General features: G+C 67.1%; 19 protein-coding genes. 13 read left to right on the forward strand and 6 right to left on the reverse strand.

Annotation, left to right across the window (positions count from 1 at the left end; all coding sequences use genetic code 11):
• Window positions 1-33: 33 nt before the first annotated feature.
• From kduD to BXU08_RS00540, 6 genes are all read left to right on the forward strand, one after another.
• Window positions 34-789 (forward strand): 2-dehydro-3-deoxy-D-gluconate 5-dehydrogenase KduD, encoded by a 756-nt coding sequence (kduD, locus tag BXU08_RS00515; protein ID WP_077507560.1) that lies wholly within the window; start codon window positions 34-36, stop codon window positions 787-789.
• A 157-nt stretch (window positions 790-946) separates the two neighbouring features.
• Window positions 947-1,954 (forward strand): sugar kinase, encoded by a 1,008-nt coding sequence (locus tag BXU08_RS00520; protein ID WP_077507563.1) that lies wholly within the window; start codon window positions 947-949, stop codon window positions 1,952-1,954.
• A 35-nt stretch (window positions 1,955-1,989) separates the two neighbouring features.
• On the forward strand, window positions 1,990-3,330 hold the full coding sequence (locus tag BXU08_RS00525; protein ID WP_077507566.1) for a methyl-accepting chemotaxis protein: 1,341 nt from the start codon (window positions 1,990-1,992) through the stop codon (window positions 3,328-3,330).
• A gap of 4 nt (window positions 3,331-3,334) precedes the next feature.
• Window positions 3,335-4,297 (forward strand): alpha/beta hydrolase, encoded by a 963-nt coding sequence (locus BXU08_RS00530; protein ID WP_077507569.1) that lies wholly within the window; start codon window positions 3,335-3,337, stop codon window positions 4,295-4,297.
• A gap of 117 nt (window positions 4,298-4,414) precedes the next feature.
• On the forward strand, window positions 4,415-5,704 hold the full coding sequence (locus tag BXU08_RS19675) for a hypothetical protein (protein WP_077507571.1): 1,290 nt from the start codon (window positions 4,415-4,417) through the stop codon (window positions 5,702-5,704).
• A gap of 246 nt (window positions 5,705-5,950) precedes the next feature.
• Window positions 5,951-6,457: a hypothetical protein gene (locus tag BXU08_RS00540; RefSeq protein WP_150125360.1), complete on the forward strand. Its 507-nt coding sequence runs from the start codon at window positions 5,951-5,953 to the stop codon at window positions 6,455-6,457.
• Window positions 6,458-6,501: 44 nt separating this feature from the next.
• On the opposite strand, the gene BXU08_RS00545 is transcribed toward BXU08_RS00540, so the two are convergent.
• Window positions 6,502-7,191 carry a hypothetical protein gene (locus tag BXU08_RS00545; protein ID WP_077507577.1) on the reverse strand — a complete coding sequence of 230 codons (690 nt, stop codon included), beginning with the start codon at window positions 7,189-7,191 and terminating at the stop codon, window positions 6,502-6,504.
• Window positions 7,192-7,310: 119 nt separating this feature from the next.
• Between BXU08_RS00545 and BXU08_RS00550 the strand changes: the two genes are divergently transcribed.
• From BXU08_RS00550 to BXU08_RS00580, 6 genes are all read left to right on the forward strand, one after another.
• Window positions 7,311-7,784, forward strand: a complete 474-nt coding sequence (locus tag BXU08_RS00550; protein ID WP_171982366.1) for a nuclear transport factor 2 family protein — start codon at window positions 7,311-7,313, stop codon at window positions 7,782-7,784.
• An 80-nt stretch (window positions 7,785-7,864) separates the two neighbouring features.
• The gene (locus BXU08_RS19435) at window positions 7,865-8,746 is read left to right on the forward strand and encodes an energy transducer TonB (RefSeq protein WP_216352889.1); all 882 of its coding nucleotides are present in this window, start codon (window positions 7,865-7,867) and stop codon (window positions 8,744-8,746) included.
• A gap of 70 nt (window positions 8,747-8,816) precedes the next feature.
• Entirely contained in the window at window positions 8,817-10,214 is a 1,398-nt protein-coding gene (locus BXU08_RS00560; protein ID WP_077507583.1) for a pitrilysin family protein, read from the forward strand.
• Window position 10,215: 1 nt separating this feature from the next.
• The gene (locus BXU08_RS00565) at window positions 10,216-11,625 is read left to right on the forward strand and encodes a pitrilysin family protein (protein ID WP_171982367.1); all 1,410 of its coding nucleotides are present in this window, start codon (window positions 10,216-10,218) and stop codon (window positions 11,623-11,625) included.
• A 373-nt stretch (window positions 11,626-11,998) separates the two neighbouring features.
• Window positions 11,999-14,080: a TonB-dependent receptor domain-containing protein gene (locus BXU08_RS00570; RefSeq protein ID WP_150125597.1), complete on the forward strand. Its 2,082-nt coding sequence runs from the start codon at window positions 11,999-12,001 to the stop codon at window positions 14,078-14,080.
• A gap of 187 nt (window positions 14,081-14,267) precedes the next feature.
• Window positions 14,268-15,389: a hypothetical protein gene (locus tag BXU08_RS00580; RefSeq protein ID WP_150125361.1), complete on the forward strand. Its 1,122-nt coding sequence runs from the start codon at window positions 14,268-14,270 to the stop codon at window positions 15,387-15,389.
• Between the two features lie 13 nt (window positions 15,390-15,402).
• Here the strand turns inward: BXU08_RS00580 and BXU08_RS00585 are convergent, their stop codons facing one another.
• From BXU08_RS00585 to BXU08_RS00605, 5 genes are all read right to left on the reverse strand, one after another.
• Window positions 15,403-16,335, reverse strand: coding sequence for a DUF808 domain-containing protein (locus tag BXU08_RS00585; protein ID WP_077507595.1), 933 nt, complete (start codon window positions 16,333-16,335; stop codon window positions 15,403-15,405).
• A gap of 294 nt (window positions 16,336-16,629) precedes the next feature.
• Window positions 16,630-17,004, reverse strand: a complete 375-nt coding sequence (rplL, locus tag BXU08_RS00590; RefSeq protein ID WP_077507598.1) for a 50S ribosomal protein L7/L12 — start codon at window positions 17,002-17,004, stop codon at window positions 16,630-16,632.
• Between the two features lie 57 nt (window positions 17,005-17,061).
• Window positions 17,062-17,577 (reverse strand): 50S ribosomal protein L10, encoded by a 516-nt coding sequence (gene rplJ, locus BXU08_RS00595; protein WP_077507600.1) that lies wholly within the window; start codon window positions 17,575-17,577, stop codon window positions 17,062-17,064.
• A 281-nt stretch (window positions 17,578-17,858) separates the two neighbouring features.
• Window positions 17,859-18,131: a hypothetical protein gene (locus BXU08_RS00600; protein ID WP_077507603.1), complete on the reverse strand. Its 273-nt coding sequence runs from the start codon at window positions 18,129-18,131 to the stop codon at window positions 17,859-17,861.
• Window positions 18,132-18,203: 72 nt separating this feature from the next.
• Window positions 18,204-19,430: a polysaccharide lyase family 1 protein gene (locus BXU08_RS00605; protein WP_150125362.1), complete on the reverse strand. Its 1,227-nt coding sequence runs from the start codon at window positions 19,428-19,430 to the stop codon at window positions 18,204-18,206.
• A 133-nt stretch (window positions 19,431-19,563) separates the two neighbouring features.
• On the opposite strand from BXU08_RS00605, the gene BXU08_RS00610 reads away from it, so the two are divergent.
• Window positions 19,564-20,091 (forward strand): L,D-transpeptidase family protein, encoded by a 528-nt coding sequence (locus BXU08_RS00610; RefSeq protein ID WP_077507606.1) that lies wholly within the window; start codon window positions 19,564-19,566, stop codon window positions 20,089-20,091.
• Window positions 20,092-20,108: the final 17 nt, after the last annotated feature.

The raw sequence follows: 20,108 nt of genomic DNA on the forward strand, positions 1-20,108 counted from the left end.
GCCCCTCCCTGAAAGGGAGGGGGGAGTTGAGAAATGACCAATCCCTTCGACCTGACCGGCAAGGTCGCCATCGTCACCGGCGCGAACACCGGCATCGGCCAGGGCATTGCGCTCGCGCTCGCCGGCGCAGGCGCCAGCATCGCCGCAGTCGGTCGATCGGCCGCGACCGAGACCGTCGAAAAGGCCCGCGCGCTCGGCGTGGAGGCCGAGATCATCTCCGCCGACCTTTCGTCGATCGAGCCTGTGGGCCGAGTTGTGGACGAAACTGTGGAAAAGCTCGGCGGGCTCGACATCCTGGTCAACAATGCTGGGATCATCCGCCGCAACGACAGCCTCGACTTCACCGAGGAAGACTGGGACGCCGTGATCGACACCAATCTCAAATCGGTGTTCTTCCTATGCCAGGCCGCCGGCCGCCACATGGCGGCGCAGGGCCGCGGCAAGATCATCAACATCGCCTCAATGCTGAGCTTCCAGGGCGGCATCCGCGTGCCGAGCTATACCGCGTCCAAGTCCGGCGTTGCCGGTCTCACCAAGCTGCTCGCCTGCGAATGGGCGGCCAAGGGCATCAACGTCAACGCGATCGCCCCGGGCTATATCGCCACCAACAACACGACGGCGCTCCAGTCCGACGAGAACCGCAATCGCCAGATCGTCGAGCGCATTCCCGCCGGGCGCTGGGGTGATCCGGGCGACCTCGGCGGCGCCGCGGTGTTCCTTGCGTCCTCGGCTTCGGACTATGTCCAGGGCCATGTACTCGCCGTCGACGGCGGATGGCTGGCGCGATGATCCCAACTGCCGTTCGTGCTGAGACCATCAACACCGTTCGCCCTGAGCTTGTCGAAGGGCGGTACTTCTTGAGCCCGACGGTCGAAGAGAAGAACGGTGCGTCGACAGGCTCAGCACGAACGCGGAATTTGAGCTCGGGGCGAACGGGAGATATGCAGTGACCATCGCATTCTTCGGCGAGGTGATGCTCCGCCTCTCGCCTCCCGGGCGCGAGTTGCTACTCCAGACCCCGAAGCTCGAAGTGATCGTCGGCGGCGCAGAGGCGAATGTCGCCACTGGTCTCGCCTGTCTCGGCCATGCCACCCGCATGATCAGCGCAGTCGCCGACAATCCGCTCGGCGGCGCCGTGATCGGCGAGCTGCGCCGCCGCGGCGTCGATACGTCGACGATGGTCAGCGAAGAGGGGCGTCTCGGCCTCTATTTCCTCACGCCGGGTGCCGGGCTGCGCGCCTCCGAAGTCGTCTACGACCGCGCGCATTCGGTGTTCGCCACGCGCCCGGCCGACAGCTGGGACTGGGACCGCCTGCTCAAAGGCGCCACCCGACTGCATTTGTCCGGGATCACGCCTGCGCTCGGCCACAACACCGCACAAGCGGCGATCGCCGCTGCCGAGGCGGCGTCGGCCAAGGGCATACCGGTCTCGTTCGACGGCAACTACCGCGCCAAGCTGTGGGAGGCGTGGGACAGCGATCCGCGCGCCGTGCTTACGCAGCTGATAGGCCATGCCGACGTGCTGTTCGGCAATCATCGCGACGTTTCGCTGCTGCTCGGCAAGCCCTTCTCCGGCGAAGGCTCGGACCGGCGGCGCGAGGCGGCGGAAGCGGCGTTCGCGCACTTCCCCAAGCTCCAGACGATTGCCTCGACCGCCCGGCATGTCGACGATGCCGACAGCCACCGGGTCTCGGCCCGCGTCGATACCCGCGGCGGCGCACACCAGACCGACGAACTGCGGATCGCCGGCATCGTTGACCGGATCGGTGCAGGCGACGCCTTTGCAGCGGGCGTGCTGCACGGCCTGATCGAGAGCGGCGGCGACGCGCGCGCTGCGGCGAAGGCCGGGCTGGCGCTCACTGCGCTCAAGCATTCGCTGCCCGGCGACGCCAGCCTGTTTACCCGCGCCGATCTCGCGGCGTTCGAAGGAGGCGGGCTCGACGTTCGGCGATAACGACGGAGGCGCGCAAGGCGCCCGGGGGAGGGTGGATGTTGACGACGGAGAGGATCGCCGCCGGCGATGAAGCGGCATTGCCGCGGCCCGACGCCGCGGCGCTGCGGCGCGGCTACGCCATCGACGACGGCTTCGAAGCGGAGCTGCGCGAGGCGTGGAGCTTCATCGAGCCGCATATCGCCGGCATTGCGCGGGACTTGCTCGAGCGCCGCGCGGGCGGTGCCGTCTCGGAGGGCCTGGTGGCGTCGCGCGTCGACTATGCCCGCGCCAAGCTCGCCCGGCCGATCGACCAGCGCTGGCTCGACGCAGTGATCGCCGAGGCCGATCGCATCGCGCAGCATGATCTCGACTTCGCCGTCGTTGCGGCATCGATGCTGGTCGCGCAGATGCGGATCCACGCGCTGTTCTTCGAGCTTAGCCAGGATCCCGCGCAGCTCGAACGGCTGACCCGATCCACCCAAAAGCTCGCCGGCATCGAATTCGAAATCATCGCCAGCCGGCTGCGAGCGATCGCCCGCGCGCGCAACCAGGCTGCGATCCGCGCCGAAGCCGCGGCGGTCCGCCGGCAGCTCGGCGAGGCGATCACCACCAGCGTCCGCGCCAGCCGCGATGTCGCCGGCTTTACCGAACGCACGGCTGCCGAGATGCAGGCGCTGAGCAAGCCGACTGCCGAAGTGGCGACCGCTGCCGATCAGTCGGCGACTGCGATGGGCCAGTCGGCGGAGAGCGCCGCGGTGCTGATCTCGGCGTTCGATCGCGCGCGGGAAGAGGCGCTGGCAGCAACCGAGGTCGCCGGACGCGCCGATGCCATCGCGCTGCAGGGCGCGGAGAACGCCGCGAACCTCGCCTCGCATACCGGGCAGATCGAGTCGGTGCTCACGCTGATCGCCGGCATCGCCCAGAAGACCAAGCTGCTCGCGCTCAACGCGAGCATCGAGGCGGCGCGTGCGGGGGAGAGCGGGCATGGCTTCGCCGTGGTCGCCCAGGAAGTGCGCAGCCTCGCCGATCAGGCGGCCGATGCCACGGGCGGCGTCACGATCACGATCCGCCAGGCGCAGAATGCCAGCGAGATCATGGCGCATACCAACCAGGCGATCCTCGCGATCGTCAGCGAGCTGATGGCGCGTGTCCGCGGGCTGTCGTCCGAGATGGAGACCCAGGTGGCGACGGTCGGCGCGATCCTCGCCTCGATCGACGAGACTGCGATGTCCTCGCGCGAGATTGCGGCGCTGATCGCGCAGATCAGCGCGCGGGTCTCCGAACTCGCCGCCGCGGCGCAGGATGCGGGGCGGCAGGCCGCGCAGGCCGGCGATGCGCTTCACCAGGTCGAGGAGACCGTCGGCCAGTTCATGGCCGTGTCGGCAGGCAGAGAGTAAACCCATGGATCGTCGTACCGTCCTCGCTTCCGGGCTCGCGCTCGGCCTTGCCGGCACTGCGCGCGCGGCGGAGCCACAGCCCGAGCGCATCGCGCTCTGGCCGGGCATTCCGCCGGGCGGCGTGGGGCTTTCGGTCAAGGACGAGACGATCCTGCGCTCGCCCGGCGGCGATCCTGAGGATATCGCCTGGCCGCATATCGCCACGCCGGCGATGAGCGTCGCGCGCGCTGCCAAACCCAATGGCGCCGCAGTTCTGCTCATCCCCGGCGGGGGCTTCACGCGTGTCGCCGTGCGGCGGACTCCGTCGAAGATGGCACTACTCTTCGCGGCACAGGGGATCACGGCGTTCGAATTGCTCTATCGCCTGCCGCACGACGGCTGGCGCGGCGGGCCGGCGACGCCGCTGCAGGACGCGCAGCGCGCGATGCGGTTGATCCGCGCAGGCGCTGCCAAATGGGCGATCGATCCCGCGCGCGTCGCTGCGATCGGTTTTTCCGCCGGCGGGCATGTCGTCGGACAGCTCGGCACCCGCGCGGACCGGGCGGTCTATGATCCTGTCGACGCCGCCGACCGGCTGCCCGCGCGTCCGATCGCGGTCGGCATGTTCTTCCCCGTCGTCTCGATGATCCCGCCGATCGCGCACGACCAGTCGCGCCGCGAGCTACTCGGCGCCAATCCGTCCGAATCGCTCGCTCGCGAATGGTCGGTCGAGCTCAACGTGCCTGCGACGATGCCGCCGACCTTCGTCTGCCACGCCGCCGACGACAAGACCGTCAAGGCCGCCAACAGCCTTGCGATGTTCACCGCGCTCCAGGCCGCCGGTATCCCATCCGAACTGATGATCGGCGAGAAAGGCGGCCACGGCGTCCCGCTGATCGGCGCCGACGGCAAGCCGCTTCTCTGGCTCAACTCGTTTGCCGAATTCGCGGGGAGACATGGTTGGCAGAAGAGTCCGGCTAAACTTTAAGGCGAATCCGGCTCGGCGCGATGAACGGCAAATGAACCGGGTATTTCGTCCTGCAATCGCCACGGACCGGCGCACGTCGCGGGGCCGTGCCCGGGTTCCATTCATTGAACCTGCGATATGATGAAGACGCCCACAATCCGCCCCCGCGCCGCGCTGTTTATCGGTGCCGCGCTCCTCGCCACCCCCGCGTTCGCGCAGGAAGCGCCCGCGCCGCAAAGCGTCACGCCGCCGCCGATCCTAGTGAGCCCGGCACAGGCGCCTGCGCCCACGCCGCAGGTCCAGATGGCGCCATCCGCGCCGATCGTCCAGCCCGCGCCGCCGCCCGGCCCGGCACCCGCGCCGCGCGCCGAGCGCCCGGCGGCGACCCGCGCCGCGCCGGTCCGCGCAGCCAGCCGTGCCGCGCCGGTTCGCCAGACTGCACCGGCTTCCGCCACAGCGCCTGCCGCCCCCCCGGCAGCGGCACCCGCACCCGCGCCAGCACCCGTCGCGGAGGCACCCGCACCGGCAACCGTCGCACCTGAACCTGCCGCACCTGCCCCGGTCACCGAGACCACTACCCAGACTGCAACCAGCACCGGCCCCAGTTTCGCATGGCCATGGCTGCTCGGCGGCCTGTTGCTGCTCGCCGCCGGTGTCGCCGCGCTGCTGCTGATGCGCCGCCGCAGCGACGAGACCGAGACCGAGATCGTCGAGACGCCGGTCTATGAACAGCCCGTTGCGTCGCGCGCCTATCAGGCGCCGGTCGCTGCCGCACCGATCGTCGCAGCCCCGGTCATCGAGCCGCGCCACGAGCCCGAGGTCAGCCCGTATATCGCCGCCACCCCGGCTGCCGTTGCAGTCGCCGAAACCACCGAAGCGCATGTCGAGGCTGAGCTTGCCGAGCCGGAGACCAGCGACCTCGCCGGTGTCACCGACGCGCCTGCGCCGGTATCCAACCGCCCGTGGCTCGAATTCGGCCTCCGCCCGGTCCGCGCCGGCACCAGCGAGGAAGAAGCGCTGGTCGATGTCGAGCTGACCGTCGGCAATGCCGGTGACGTGCCCGCCCGCGACGTTCGCATCTCGACCTTCATGCTCGCCGATGCCGAAGGTTCGGAGATGGAAGGCCTGCTCACCGGCAATCGCGGCGACAGCACGGTCCCCCCGGTCACGATCGCGCCGGGTGACGGCACCCGTGTCGACGCGCATCTCGCAGTGCCCAAGGGCGAACTGGGCCGAGTGTTCAACCCCGTCGTCGTGGCCGAAGCGCGCTATACGCTTCCCGACGGCAGCGAGGGCCGCACCTCGGCAGCGTTCAAGATCGGCCGCCCGAGCCAGGTCGAGGACGGCGTGGGCCCGATCGGCGCCAGCCGCCCGCACATGGTCGATAATGTCGAGGCCGAACTGCTCGGCACGCCCGAGCACGCATAACCAACGCTCCAGACCCGCCCCTATCGGGGGGCAGGGGAAGGGCACGGCGGGCGAGGTTCACACCTCGTCCGCCGTTTCTTTGCTTCCTCTACGTCCAGCTGGATCAGTCGGCGATGGCGAAGCAAAATCGTCGCCGGAATGACCGGGCGCGCCTTCCCACCGGTTGGTCGCGTGCCCCACTTCACTGCAGTTGACGCGGGGAAGGGCGCAGGCGACCGCGCGCGGGCGTAAAAGGGGGAAATATTCGTGCGGAAGCTGTTGGGGATTTTGGGGGCCGCGTCGATGCTGGTGCTGGCCGGCTGCGGAAAGAAGGAGCAGCATTACAAGACTGCCGATGGCGGTGACTTGAAGCTGGAGACGACGGGCTCGGGCGAGGCATCGGTCGTCACCACCACCGCAGCCGACGGAAGCCAGTCGCGGATCGAGACCGGCGGCACTTGGCCCGCCGCACTGGCTACGCTCGCGCCGGCCTATCCCGGCGGCAAGATCGCGACGACGATGTCGGGCAACCAGCAGGATACGCAGAGCGCGATGGCGGCCTTCGACACCGCCGACGCACCCGCCAAGGTCATCGAATTCTACAAGGCACGCGCCACTGCCGCGGGCCTGACCGGCACGATGAACATGGAAAGCGGCGAAGGCAGCATGTTCGTCGCCAGCGACGAGAAGACCGGCCGCACGCTCAGCGTCCAGACCAGCGTCGAGGACGGCAAGACCAGCGCTGTCGTCAGCGCCAGCACCAAGAAGCCCTGACGCCAAGAGAGGATAGGGGAGGCGCACCCCGCGCCTCCCTATCCTTATTTGGGCGCGCCCGGCAGCGCCCAGATCGCCTTGGGCAACAGCGTCACGCTGAGCACGCTCTGGGTTGCGGGATCGACGCAGTCGGTTGCCGCCTTCTTGCCCTTGAAGCCGCAGAACGCGATTTCCTCGGTCACGTCGGGCAGCTCGATCGCGACGATGGTGTTTGCGCCTGGTGCCAGCGGCTTCACCGCTGCCGCCCACAGGTTGATCGACAGTGCGAGCTTCTCGAACGCGTCGTCGAGCACGCTTTTCAGTATCTCGTCCTGGGTTTTGCCGCCCACGGCGTTGTTGAGCAGCTTGTCCTTGTCGACATCGGCACCCCACAACACCCTGGCCGCCAGGGTCGCTTCCTCGGACGCGACGGTGCCCTTGTTCTCGATATTGACGATCAGCATCCGCGCGCCCGACAAATACGAGGCTCCGACAATCCGCAAATTCGGGGAGGGCAGGGCGGCGAGTGAGACCGAAAGGTTGAGCGGCCGTCCGTCGGGCAGTGCCTTGGTGATCCGCAGCGGCACGCCCGGGCGCACCGTCTGTCCCCGCGCGGCCTCGGAGGGCGCCACTGCGCGTAGCGGCATCGCCTTGATCGTGCCGCGCGCCGCGCCGCGCTGGGCGGCTGCGGGCATCGCGGTCGCGAACAATGCGGCGGCGATGGACAGCGCGGCCAGCGGATAATCGATACGCATGGATTCCTCCCTCCAGGCGATATGCCTGCCGCAAGCCAAGACGGGCACGCGCGCCATATCCGGACATTGGCTTTTCGGAGCAGGGGTGTATTATAAAAATAATACACAAGGAGTCGGCGATGAAGCACTGGATTTCGGCACTCGCGCTGTTGGGCCTTCCCGCCGCTGCCGCCGCACAACAGGCACCTGCCGACGAAGCTGCCGTCCGCGCCGCCGACACCAGCTTCTGGGCCGCATTCAACGCCTGCGACGCCAAGACGATGGACCGGTTCTTTACCGACGACGTCGAATTCTACCACGACCGCACCGGCCTCACTGCGGGCCGCGCGGTGGTGGTCGCCTCGCTGATCAACGGCCCCTGCGGCACGCCCGGCCTCCATGTGCGCCGCGAGGGCGTTGCCCGAACGTTGCGCTACGATCCGGTTCCGCGCACCGGCGCGATCCTCACCGGCGAGCACCGCTTTTACGCGAAGCAGGGCGCGGCCTCCGAGCAGCTCGACGGACAGGCCAGCTTCGCGAACATATGGGTCCGCGACGGCAGCGGGTGGAAGATGCGCCGCGTGCTAAGCTACGCCCATGGTCCCGTGCGCTGAGCCAAGGGGGCACTTCCCCGCATATCAGCGGGGTGATACGCCCGGTGCATCGTGATTCCTTGCCCCGGGGCCTTTGCCGCATGAACAAGTACAGCCGCATGCTCGCCCTCATGTTGCTGTCCCTTTCCACGCTCGTCCACTCAGTCCCCGCTTCTGCTCAGCGCGAGGTCGAAACGCTCACTCGCACCGGCAAATGGGTGCTCAACATCGACCGTGACTCCTGCCAGCTGATTGGCCAGTTTGGCGAGGGTGACCACATGGTGACGGCCAAGTTCACGCGCTTCCAACCGGACGACTCCTTCGATCTCGCGCTGGTCGGCAAGCGCATGCATTCCTACAACACCAACGCTCACGGCAAGATCGACTTCGGGTTGAAGGGAGCGCCGGTCGAATTCGGCGCGATGAACGGCAAGATCGGCGACAGGCATGCCGCCTTCATCTCCAACCTTCGCTTCGACGGCTGGCGCGCCGACAAGCCCGGCGATCCGCCGCCGCGGATCCCGACGGAGCAGGAGGCCAAGGTAGCCGGGGTGACGATTGCCCTGGCAGGCAAGCCCGCGTTCCGCCTCCAATTCGGTTCCGCCACCCGTCAGTTCGCGCAACTGCGCGATTGCGCGATCGATCTTATGGAAAGCTGGGGATATGATCGACAGGTCCAGCTGAACCTGCGCCGCGCGCCAAAGCCGGCGACGCCGCCCGGAAACTGGCTCCTCAACGGCGACTATCCGCGCTCGGCGATCGCAATGGGACGCGGCGGGTTCGTCCAGTTCCGCCTTGATGTCGATGCCGAAGGCAAGGTGAAGGGCTGCTACATTCTTGCCCGAACGGACCCGGACGAATTCTCTGAAGTCCTCTGCCGCGCGCTGACGAAACGCGGCATGTTCGAGCCCGCGCTCGACGAGAAAGGCACGCCGGTGCGCTGGTACTTCGTCTCGAAAGCGCGTTTCGAGACGCCTGGCTGACGCCGGCCTTGCCTGCGCCGCTCCATGCCGTAGTAATCCACCAATACAGCGATTCTCGGGAGTTCTCCGCATGCAGAAATGGAGCTTCGCGCTCGCCCTCGCCGCGACCAGCCTGTCGGCGCCGGCACTCGCGCAGCCGACCCCGGCCGCGGCGCAGAAGCTGCATGTCGATATGCAGTATTTCACGCTGCCCAACGGCCTCAAGGTCGTCCTCGCCAAGGACATGATCGCCCCGACAGTGACGATCGCAGTCTATTACGGCATCGGCTTCCGCGTCGAACCGCGCGAGCGCACCGGCTTCGCGCATCTGTTCGAGCATCTGATGTTCCAGGGATCGAAGCACGCACCTAAGGGCGAGTTCGACAAGACCGTCACCAATTCGGGCGGGATCAACAACGGCTCGACGCGCTTCGATTACACCAATTATTACGAGGTGCTGCCGTCGAGCGCGCTCGATCGAATGCTGTGGCTGGAAGCCGATCGCATGGCCAACCCGGTGATCGATCAGACCGTGCTCGCCAACCAGCAGGGGGTCGTCGGCAACGAAGTAAAGGTCAACGTCCTCAACCAGCCCTACAGCACCTGGCCGTGGATCGACTTGCCGATGCTGGCCAATACCAATTGGTACAACAGCCACAATTTCTACGGTGACTTGAAGGAGATCGAGGCGGCGACGGTGCCCGATGCCAAGTCGTTCTTCGAAGACTTCTACCGCCCCAGCAACGCCGTGCTCGTGATCGCCGGCGACCTCGACTACGCGGCCACCCGCGCGACGATCGAGAAGTATTTCGGCCCGATCGCCAGGAAGCCCGCGGTGGTCCAGCCCGACATCTCCGAACCGCGCCAGACTGCCGAGAAGTATAAGAGCCGCGTCGACGCGCTCGCCCCCAAGCCGGGATACGCCGCGGGCTATCACGTGCCTGATCGCGGCACCCCCGAATGGTATGCGATGGGGCTGATCGACCAGATCCTGCTCCAGGGCGACGACAGCCGGCTCTACACCAAGCTGGTCCAGCAAACCGGTATTGCCGGCGAGATCGGCGGCGGGATCAATGGCGATCTCGGCAACATGTTCAATTATCGCGGGCCGATGCTGTGGAGCTTCAGCTTCACGCATGATCCGACGCACACCCCCGCGCAGATCACCAAGGCGGTGGACGAAGTCATCGAGGGCCTGCGCACCACGCCGGTCAGCGCCGACGATCTCGCGCGCGCCAAGACCAAGATGCGCTCGGAGCTGTATGGCGAGATCGACGGCGGCGGCCGTATCGGGCTGGTCGATCTGCTCGCGGTGCACGCGCTGTTCGATAATGATCCGGAGGCGATCAACCGCATCGAGGAGGGCTTCGCCAAGGTGACTCCGGCGCTGATCCAGAAGACCGCGCAGGAGTATCTGCGCAGGACCAACCGCTCGGTCTATGTCGTCGAGCCCGGCGCCAAGGGCGCTGCCGCACAGGGAGGCAAGTGAGATGAAGCGCACGCTGTTCGCAATTTCGCTGGCGCTCTCCGCCGCGACGCCTGCGCTGGCGCAGGACTTCCCGCCGCCGCCACCGGTCGGCGAGCCCAAGCCGTTCACGCTGCCGGCGACCGAGACGTTCAGCCTGCCCAATGGAATGCAGGTCACGCTCGTCCCCTATGGCATCGCGCCCAAGGCGGTGGTGTCGCTCCGCGTCCGCGCCGGTAACGTCACCGAAGGCGACGCGACCTGGCTCGCGGACCTTACCGGCGCGATGATGAAGGAAGGCGCCGCCGGTCGCAGCGCCGGCCAGCTCGCCACCGCAGCGGCCAGCATGGGGGGCGACCTCAATGTCGGCGCAGGCCAGCAGGCCACCGCGATCACGATGAACGTGCTGTCGGAATTCGCGCCCGCCGCGGTCCAGTTGATCGGTCATGTTGCGATCCGCCCCGATCTTCCGGCCAGCGAACTCACTCGGGTAAAGGCCAATCTCGGCCGCCAGCTCTCGGTCGCGCTGTCGCAGCCCGGCACGCTTGCCGATGTCGCGCTCGCGCGGACGGTCTACGGCCCGAACCACGTCTATGGCCGCGTCGTGCCGAGCCAGGCGCAGCTTGCCGGCTACACGATCGATCAGGTCAGGGCCTTCCACCGCGACCAGTTCGGCGCCCGGCGCGCGCATCTCTACGTCGCCGGCAAGTTCGATACCACCACGGTCAAGGCGGCGATCACCAAGGCGTTCGGCGGCTGGACCGCGGGCCCCGAGCCGCTCAAGCTCGCCGCGCCGCACCAGGCGGGCCCCCGCGTGATTCTGATCGACCGCCCCGATGCGCCGCAGACCACGCTGCGCCTGTCGTTCGACGCCGCGAATGCGGGCAGCGACGCCGATATCCCCCAGCGCGTGACCAATTCGCTGCTCGGCGGCGCCTTCAGCTCGCGCATCACCACCAACATCCGGGAGACCAAGGGGTATACCTATTCGCCGGGCTCGGGCGTTGCTTTCAGCCCGGACGACGCCTTGTGGACCTTCGACGCCGACGTCACCACCAACGTCACCGGTGCGGCGCTGAACGAAGTGTTCAAGGAAATCCGCCGGATGCAGACCGAGCCGGCGCCGATCGAGGAATCGAAGGGCATCCGCACCTATATGGCCGGGCTTTTCGCGATCCAGAACTCGACTTCGCCGGCGTTGGTCAACACGCTGGCTACGCGCGACACGCTGGGCCTGCCCGGCGACTGGACCGATCGCTATGTCCCCGCGGTGCTCGCCGTCGAACCCGCGGCGATGCTGGCCTCGGCCAAGGCGAGCTACCCGCTCGACAAGATGGTGCTCGTTGCGGTCGGCGACCTCAAGACCGTCGAACCCCAGCTCAAGGCGCTTCCCGAGCTCGCCAAAATTCCGTTCCAGCGGGTGAGCGTTCCCTAGGTTGAGGGCGGCTATTCTTCCGTCGCCACGCCGGCCTTAAGCTGCGGCCCCGCTGCCCTGGCCTTTGTGGGGCCAGGGCGGGGGCCGGTGAGAACGAATAGAAACGCGCGAGACCGGAGCAGGGCAGGGCAAACTGGCGCTCGTTCGCTCCAATCGTCAGCCACCGGGCAACCGTGGCTGAAATGCGTGCCGTCGTTTCCCACCTGTTATAAAGTGTTGCTCCTGCGCCCGATGCCGGTCGCGTGATTGACCTCCTTTCCACATCTCCCCATTCGCGGCGCAATTGCTACGCATTCGCAATATCGGGGGATCCGTGATCGACTATTCTATCGCCTTCCGGGCTCTCGCATGCGCGGGCGTCGCCGCCGCCTCGCTGGGCGTCGCCCTGGCCGCCACGCCAGCCGCCGCCCAGGCGCAGGCCGGGACCAGCGACACCGGCGACGCGGCGGCGTCGCGCGATGAGATCGTCGTAACCGCCGCAGGCTATGAGCAGAACATCGTCGAGGCGCCCGCCAGCATTACCGTGCTCAACCGCGCCGAACTCGAGGAAAAGCGGTTCGGCAGTCTGGCCGAGGCGCTCCAGGACGTGCAGGGCATCGATGTCGGCGGCGAGGCCGGCAAGACCGGCGGGCTCAACATCTCGATCCGCGGCATGCCGAGCGACTATACGCTCATCCTGCTCGACGGCCGCCGCCAGAACGCGCCGGGCGGCGTCACACCCAACGGCTTTGGCGAGACCTCGACCAGCTTCCTGCCGCCCTTCTCCGCAATCGATCGCATCGAAGTCGTGCGCGGTCCGATGTCCACGCTCTACGGATCGGACGCGATGGGCGGCGTGATCAACATCATCACGCGCAAGGTTGGCGATCGCTGGGTCGGCACCGCCTCGGCCGAAAGCACGATCCAGGAGGATGATCGCTTCGGCAACATCCAGTCGATCAATGCCTTCGCCCAGGGCCCGCTGGTGGCGGATCTGGTCGGGCTTACGCTACGCGGCAGCGTCTTTCACCGCGAAGGTTCGGACATCCCGATCCCGGGCGATCCCGCGCTGACCCTCGGCCGCAACCCGGTCCGCTCGGACGTCTACAATTATGGCGGTCGCCTGACCTTCACTCCGCACGCCGATCACGACGTCTGGCTCGAAGTCGATCGCAACGACCAGAGCTACAACAACAGCGAGGGCCGGCTCGGCACGCTGGGCACCGGCGGCTATGGCCCCGAGCAAAAGTTCAATCGCGCCAATTACGTTCTCGCGCACAGCTGGCGGATGGGCTTCGGCACGCTCGATACCACGCTGACCCGCAGCGAGACCGAGACGATCGGCCGGCTGATCCCCAACGGCACGCCGGGCAAGACCCCGCTCAGTGCGCGCATGCTGGAGGCGCGCAACGACATCCTGGACTCGCGCTTCGCCGGCAAGGCGGGACCGATCGCCTTCACCGTCGGCGGCCAATATTGGCGCGCGCAGATGATCGACGGCGTCGCCCCCGCGCCGTTCAAATTCACTCAATGGGCCGGGTTCGCCGAAGCGACGCTGACCGTGACCGAGGGTTTTAACCTCACCGGCGGCGTGCGCTATGACGACCATTCGACCTTCGGCAACAAATGGTCGCCGCGCGCCTATGCGGTGTGGAACATCAACGAACGGCTGACTCTGAAGGGCGGCGCCAGCCGCGGCTTCAAGACGCCGCGCGTCGAACAGATCGCGGAGGGCATCATCGGCTTCGGCAGCCAGGGCCGCGTCCCGCTGATCGGCACGCCGGGGCTGACGCCGGAAACCAGCACCAGCTACGAAGCCGGCATCTATTATGACGGCGGCGCGGTCAGCGGTAACGTCACGCTGTTCAACAACGATTTCACCGACAAGATCGCCAGCGGTCCCGGCATTCCCAATTGCCGGTTCGCGGGCAATCTCAACCGTCCGGGCTGCCTCGATGTCGGTCCGTTCCCCGCAGTCGATCTGTTCGGACAGTCGATCAACATCGACAAGGCGCGGACTCGCGGCGTCGAGGCGGCCGCCCGCGTACGTTTCGGCCCGGCGGTCTCGCTGTCGGCCAACTATACCTATACCGAGACCGAGCAGCTGAGCGGCGCGGAAGAGGGTCTGCCGCTGGTCGGCATGCCCAAGCACATGTTCAACGGCAATCTGCGCTGGAAGCTTGACGACAAGGCCGGCGTCTGGACGCGCGCCGAAGTCCGATCGGGCCGGTATCGCGGCAACAATGCCCAGCAAGTCGCCGTCGGCGATTTCCGCGCATACGAGGTGTTCCACATCGGCGGCTCGTACCAGGTCGATCCGGCCTTCCGCCTGTCCGCGACGGTCTACAACATCCTCGACACCGACTATGCGGTCTATGTGCCGTACCCGAGCGGCGCGAGCACCGTCTACACGCCGGCCTATTCGATCAACCAGGAGGGCCGGCGGCTCTGGCTCTCGGCAACCGTGGATTTCTAGCGACGCCAAAAGTCCGCCTGTGCCCCAAATCGGGGGCGCGGGCGGGCGTAAATCTGCTTCACCTGCGACGGACGGTCGCTAAAACGCGTCGCATGCAGCTGTAATTCACGTTGGAACGGCTAAAGACGATTTGGTGAAGCGCGGAGGGTATCGGATCGGCGGGCTGTTTGGCCTCGCGGCAGCGGCAATGGCTGCCAGTGGAGCCGTGTCTGGTGCCGCTGCACAGACCACGTCGCCTGAGGCCGCACCTCCGGTGCCTGCGCCAACCCGCACGCCGACGACGATCTACCTTCCCAGCGTGACGCCCGAGCGGTTCACGCTCGGCCGTCCCGTCGCGACGCCGACCCCGACACCCGCGCCGACTCCGACGCCCGCCGCCGTGCCGAACGCCATCGCCAGCCCTCGCGCAGCTGCTCCGGCACGCGCGACGCCCACGCCCACGCCTGCCGCCACCCAAGCCCCCGCGCTCCGGCCGATACCACTTCCTGCAGCCTCCGCCACGCCGCTCGCCGCGCCGAGCCCGGTTGCCACTGTCGCGCCGGTTCCGGTGCAGGCCATCGCGCAGCCCGTCCCGGCGCCGCAGCCCGCGGGCATGCCCGGCTGGCTATGGGCGCTGGCGGGCGCTGGCGCGACCGCGCTCGCGTTCGGCGGCGTCTGGGCGCTGCAGCGCCGCCGCAACCGCAGCCAGTCCGAAGAACAGGATTTTGAAGCGCCAATCGCCGCGCCTGCGCCGCCGCGCGCGGTGGCGCCGCCGCCCGGCATCGCTCCCGCCGCGCCGCCGGTTCCTGCCGCGCCCGCCGCCGCGCCCGTGGGCGAACCATTCGAGATTCTCCTCCAGCCGACTCGCATCGAAGTCACCGAGCGCGACGTGCTGCTCGATTTCGAGCTGCTGCTCGGCAACCTACAGGCGTCCGCTGCCGAGAATATTCGCGTCGCGATGGCGATGATGAGCGCCAGTCCCGATCAGGACCGCAACATCGCCGGCTATCACGCCAATCCGATGGTCGATCCCGCGGCGAATGCGTTCGATCTTGCCGCGGGCGCGGGCGGGCGCATGCCGGTGCGGCTGGCGCTTCCCCGCGAGCAGGTCCATGTCGTCCAGGCCCATGGCAGGCCGATGTTCGTGCCGATGGTGATGATCGAGCTCAAATGGCGCGCGGGGATCAGCATCCGCCGCTTCGGCGCCGACTTCATGGTCGGCGTCGCGGGGCAGGGGGCCAAGCTCGGCCCGATCTGGCTCGATCGCAACCAGCAGGCGAGCCAGTTCGCCGCCACGCGCTACTTGCCACGCCAGGCCGCCGCCGCCTGAACCCGCGCTCGGCTCAGTGCCGCAGCTTGTGGACCTGGTGCAGCAAGAAGGCGATCATGCCGCCGACGACCAGCCCCAGCACGCCGGACAAGGTCGCGGTCACCAGCCAGCCTGCGAAGCCGCCCAGTCCGCCGGCGCCATGCGCCACGACCTCGGAGGCGTGGTGGATGATTTCCTCCGGCGCGTGCACGCCCAGCACGTTCAGCCCGTGGACGAGGATGCCGCCGCCGACCCAGATCATCGCCGCGGTGCCGACGATCGACAGGAACTGCATCAGCACCGGCATGCCCTTCACCAGCCCGCGGCCCAGCGCGCGCGTCACCGCAGCCCTGCGCTGGGCGAGGTGGAGCCCGATATCGTCCATCTTCACGATCAGCCCGACCACGCCATAGACGAGGACGGTGATCCCGATCCCGACCACGCCGAGGATCACGCCCTGGTTGAAGATTGGCGATTTCTCGACGTCGGCCAGCGCGATCGCCATGATCTCCGCCGACAGGATCAAGTCGGTACGGATCGCGCCACTGACTTTGGATTGCTCCAGATGCGCCGCCTCCATCGGCGTCTCCTCGACTTCCGCATGCCCGCCGATGCCCAGCGCCTCGAGCACTTTCTCGGCACCCTCGAAGCACAGGAAGGCGCCGCCCAGCATCAGCAACGGCGTGATCGCCCATGGCGCGAAGGCGCTGAGCAGCAGCGCCGCGGGCAGCAGGATGAACAGCTTGTTGCGCAGCGATCCCATCGCGATCTTGAAGATGATCGGCAGCTCACGCTCGGGGCTGAGGCCGACGACATAGCGCGGCGTCACCGCGGTATCGTCGATCACCACGCCCATCGCTTTGGTGCCAGCCTTGCCCGCGGCCGCCCCGATATCGTCGAGCGACGCCGCGGCGAGCTTGGTGATGCCGGCAACGTCGTCGAGCAGCGCTACTAGTCCGGAGGGCATGCGGTTTCCTGTCAGGCGTGGAGGCGATTCGGAACGCACCTAATCCCCGGATGCTCCGTCCGCGGCAAGGGAATGGTTGCGATGCAGTTCGCGCGGTGCGCCATCCTGCCCGTTCGCGCTTGTCGAAGCGCCGCCCCGGGCCTTGCGGCTCACGCGTGCGTGGAGCCGCTCTTCGACAGGCTCGGGACGAACGGGGAATATCTTGCTGGTCGCGCAGGCGTTCTGACGCACAACGAAAAAAGGGCGGCCCCAGCGGGACCGCCCTTTCGTTCTCTGCCGTGAAGCAGAAGAAGCTTACTTGACCTCGACGGTCGCGCCGGCTTCTTCGAGCTGCTTCTTGATCTTCTCGGCTTCGTCCTTGTTGACGCCTTCCTTGACGGCCTTGGGAGCCGACTCGACGAGCGTCTTGGCTTCGGTCAGGCCGAGACCGGTGATCGCGCGGACTTCCTTGATGACGTTGATCTTCTTGCCACCGTCGCCGGTGAGGATCACGTCGAACTCGGTCTGCTCTTCGGCAGCCGGAGCAGCGGCGCCGCCGGCGGCGGCAGGTGCTGCAACTGCAGCAGCGGCCGAGACGCCCCACTTCTCTTCGAGAAGCTTCGAGAGCTCGGCGGCTTCGAGAACGGTCAGCTCGGAGAGCTGGTCGACGAGTGCGTTAAGGTCAGCCATGATTAAACTCCAATCAAATCAGATAGGTTAGGGAATTGGTCTCGAAAGAAGGGCCGCTTACGCGGCTTCCTTCTCCGCATATGCCGAAAGAACACGCGCGATCTGCGCGGCCGGTGCCTGGGTGATCGTCGCGATCTTGGTCGCAGGTGCCACGATGAGCCCCACGATCTTCGCACGCAGTTCATCCAGCGACGGCAGCGTCGCAAGTGCCTTCACGCCTTCGACGTCGAGCAGCTGCGCGCCCATTGCTCCGCCGACGATTTCGAGCTTGTCGTTCGTCTTGGCGAATTCCGCGATGACCTTGGCCGCAGCCACGGGATCGGTGGAAGTGGCGAGCGCCGTCGGACCCGTCAGCAGGTCCGCGATCACCGAATAATCGGTGCCCTCGGCGGCAATCTTGGCAAGCTTGTTCTTCGAGACCTTATAGCTCGCACCGGCTGCGCGCATCTTGTTGCGGAGGTCCGTCGATTGCTTGACGGTCATCCCGAGATTGCGGGTGACAACCACCACGCCGACCTCGTTGAAGGTGCGATTCAGCTCGGCAACGGCATCAGCCTTCTGGGAACGATCCATGCCGGTCTCCTCGTTAAGGAGCCCCGAAAGGCTCCGGTTACAAATTGTCCGAGGGGCACGATCGTCACGGCCAGGGGCTTCCCCGGCGAGACCCGAACGCTCCGCCGCAGCGGACCGTGTCGGTAAAAAATCTGTCCCCGTCTTGGCGAGAAATCAAGACCGGCAAATCCCGGTCACTCGCTGTCTCGGACGGAACGCAGGCAGGGCAAGCCCCATCTGCGAAGGCGCGCACATAGCGGAATGTGGGGATGAGTCAACCGGCCGTGCTTTCGGTGGCTCCGTCAGTCCGGATTGCCGCGTGCCGGCAGCGTAGCGAGCCAGCGGTCGAATCGATGGATCAGCAGCGCGCCGATAAGTGGTGCCACTGCGCCGGAGAACGCGAAGAAGAGTTGGTTTATGATGACCGACCAGTCGGCCTGAAACTGATTCCCGGGCCCAAGCCCGCCAGTTGCGAGAAGCGATCCCAAAACCCCGGCGAGGACCACCAGGATCGCGATGCCGAACAGGATGCGCGAGCCATGTGCCATGCTGGCGCGATACAAGCGTTCGAACATTGCGGCGGTTCTCCAGTCAGCGAAGGCGTATCATGTTCTGCATCACCCGCAAGGCGTACGGGTTCGCGCGGATCATGTCGTTGTCGTCGGATATCCGCCTACCTCGCGTTCGTCGTCGATCACCCGGCCTTTACCGCTGCGCACCTCGGCGACGATGCGCTTGTCTATCGCGTCGCGATCCCATGGCCGCGCCCCCGCTTCGGCGAGGACCCAGGCTTCGACCTCGCGCGCTGGGCGGGCCGCGAAGCCTGCGGGCCAAAACGGCGCGCGGGGCAGGGGGATCACTTTGGGATCGCGGTTGGAAAGGATGCAGAGCCGCGTCATCGGCCGCCCGTCGGCGAGCGCATAGACATTGTCGCGCTCGAACAGCTCGAGATCGCCCTGACCCTCGACGATCAGGAATGGCAGATCCGCGCGCGTCGACGCGCCGCCGCGCACGACATTGCCGACGATCGCCAGCCGCCCGACCGTCCAGGGTTGGCCGACCCATTCCTCTTCGTTCAGGGCATAATGCATGCAGCGATTGCCCGGATCGTAGATCAGGTTGTTGGCGGTCAGCGCGTGCGAGCCGCCCTTGAACAGCTGGTTGCGCTCATAATTGTGCGCATAGAGATTGCCCGCGATCAGCACGTCGGTGACGTTGTCGTGGATCAGCGATCCCTTCGAATGCTCGCCCTTGGCGTGGCTCGAATGCGCGAGTCCCTCGGCGACGATATTCTGCGTGAAGCTGATCCGCCGCGAGGTATGCTGACGCCACGCCTCCACCGTGTCGCCTCCGGCGAAGCGCGGGCCCGAGGCGGAGAGGTTCTCGTCGGTTGCCCAGGCGAACGAGCAATGGTCGACGATCACGTCGTGCGCCGCGCTGGTCGAGAGGCCGTCGACTTCCCAGCCGCTTTTGGGTGGCGCTCCATCGGCTCCGGCGCGCACGCGGATATGGCGGATCACCACGTCGTGCGTCGAGACCCCGATCCCGCCGCGGATCAGCGTGATGCCCGGGGAGGGGGCGCTTGCCCCATCGATCGTGACATGGGGCTCGCGGATCGACAGGCTCTTGCGCGCCAGGTCGATCACACCGCCCACAGCGAACACGATCCGCCGCGGGCCGGTCGCCGCCAATGCCGCGCGCAGCGTTCCCGGCCCTTCGGAGGCGAGGCTGGTCACCCGCAGCACGCGCCCGGCATCGCCGCCCCTGGTCCTGGTCCAGCCGCTGATCGGCGCAGGCGCAGGCGCGTGCGCCAGCAACGGGGCATGCCCGGCGGCGATCGCCGCACCCAGGAATATCCGCCGGTTCAGTCGCAAATCCGCTCTCCCTTTGCCGCCTCGCCTGCATGCTTAACGCACGCCTCGGCTGTGCCCCTGCGGAACAGTCCAAAAACCATGCTAGCCAGCGGCCGTTTCACCAGCAATATCGTCGCGCATGACGACTCGCCTCATGCTCCGGAGCCTACTCCTCCTCCTACTCGCGTCGCTGGCCATGCCGGCCGCAGCGACCACCGCAGCCAAGGGCCCGATCGTGCTGGCGATCCTGACGCCCGACGCGCCGCTTGAGGAAGGCGAATATCTGTGGGAGCCCGAACGTGCGCCGGCGGGCAAGATCGAGATCGTCGCCGATGTCGCGCGCGACACGCTCTACGTCTATCGCGGCGGGATCGAGATCGGCCGCACCATCCTGATCTACGGGGTCGACGAAAAGCCGACTCCGCTGGGCACCTTCCCGATCCTTCAGAAGAAGAAGGATCACATCTCGAATATCTACAACGCCCCGATGCCGTACATGCAGCGGCTCACCTGGAGCGGCGTCGCGCTTCACGGCAGCGGCGAGACAGTGGACAATCGCTACGCCACGCATGGCTGCATCGGCCTGCCCGACGAGTTCGCCGCCTTGCTGTTTCGCGCCACCAAACTCGGCGACCGCGTGACCGTCACGCGCAACTGGTTGCCGCAATTCTACGGCGCGTGACATTCGTCTAAACGGGG

This window comes from Sphingomonas sp. LM7 (genome assembly GCF_002002925.1).
In the GTDB taxonomy this organism is placed as follows: domain Bacteria; phylum Pseudomonadota; class Alphaproteobacteria; order Sphingomonadales; family Sphingomonadaceae; genus Sphingomonas.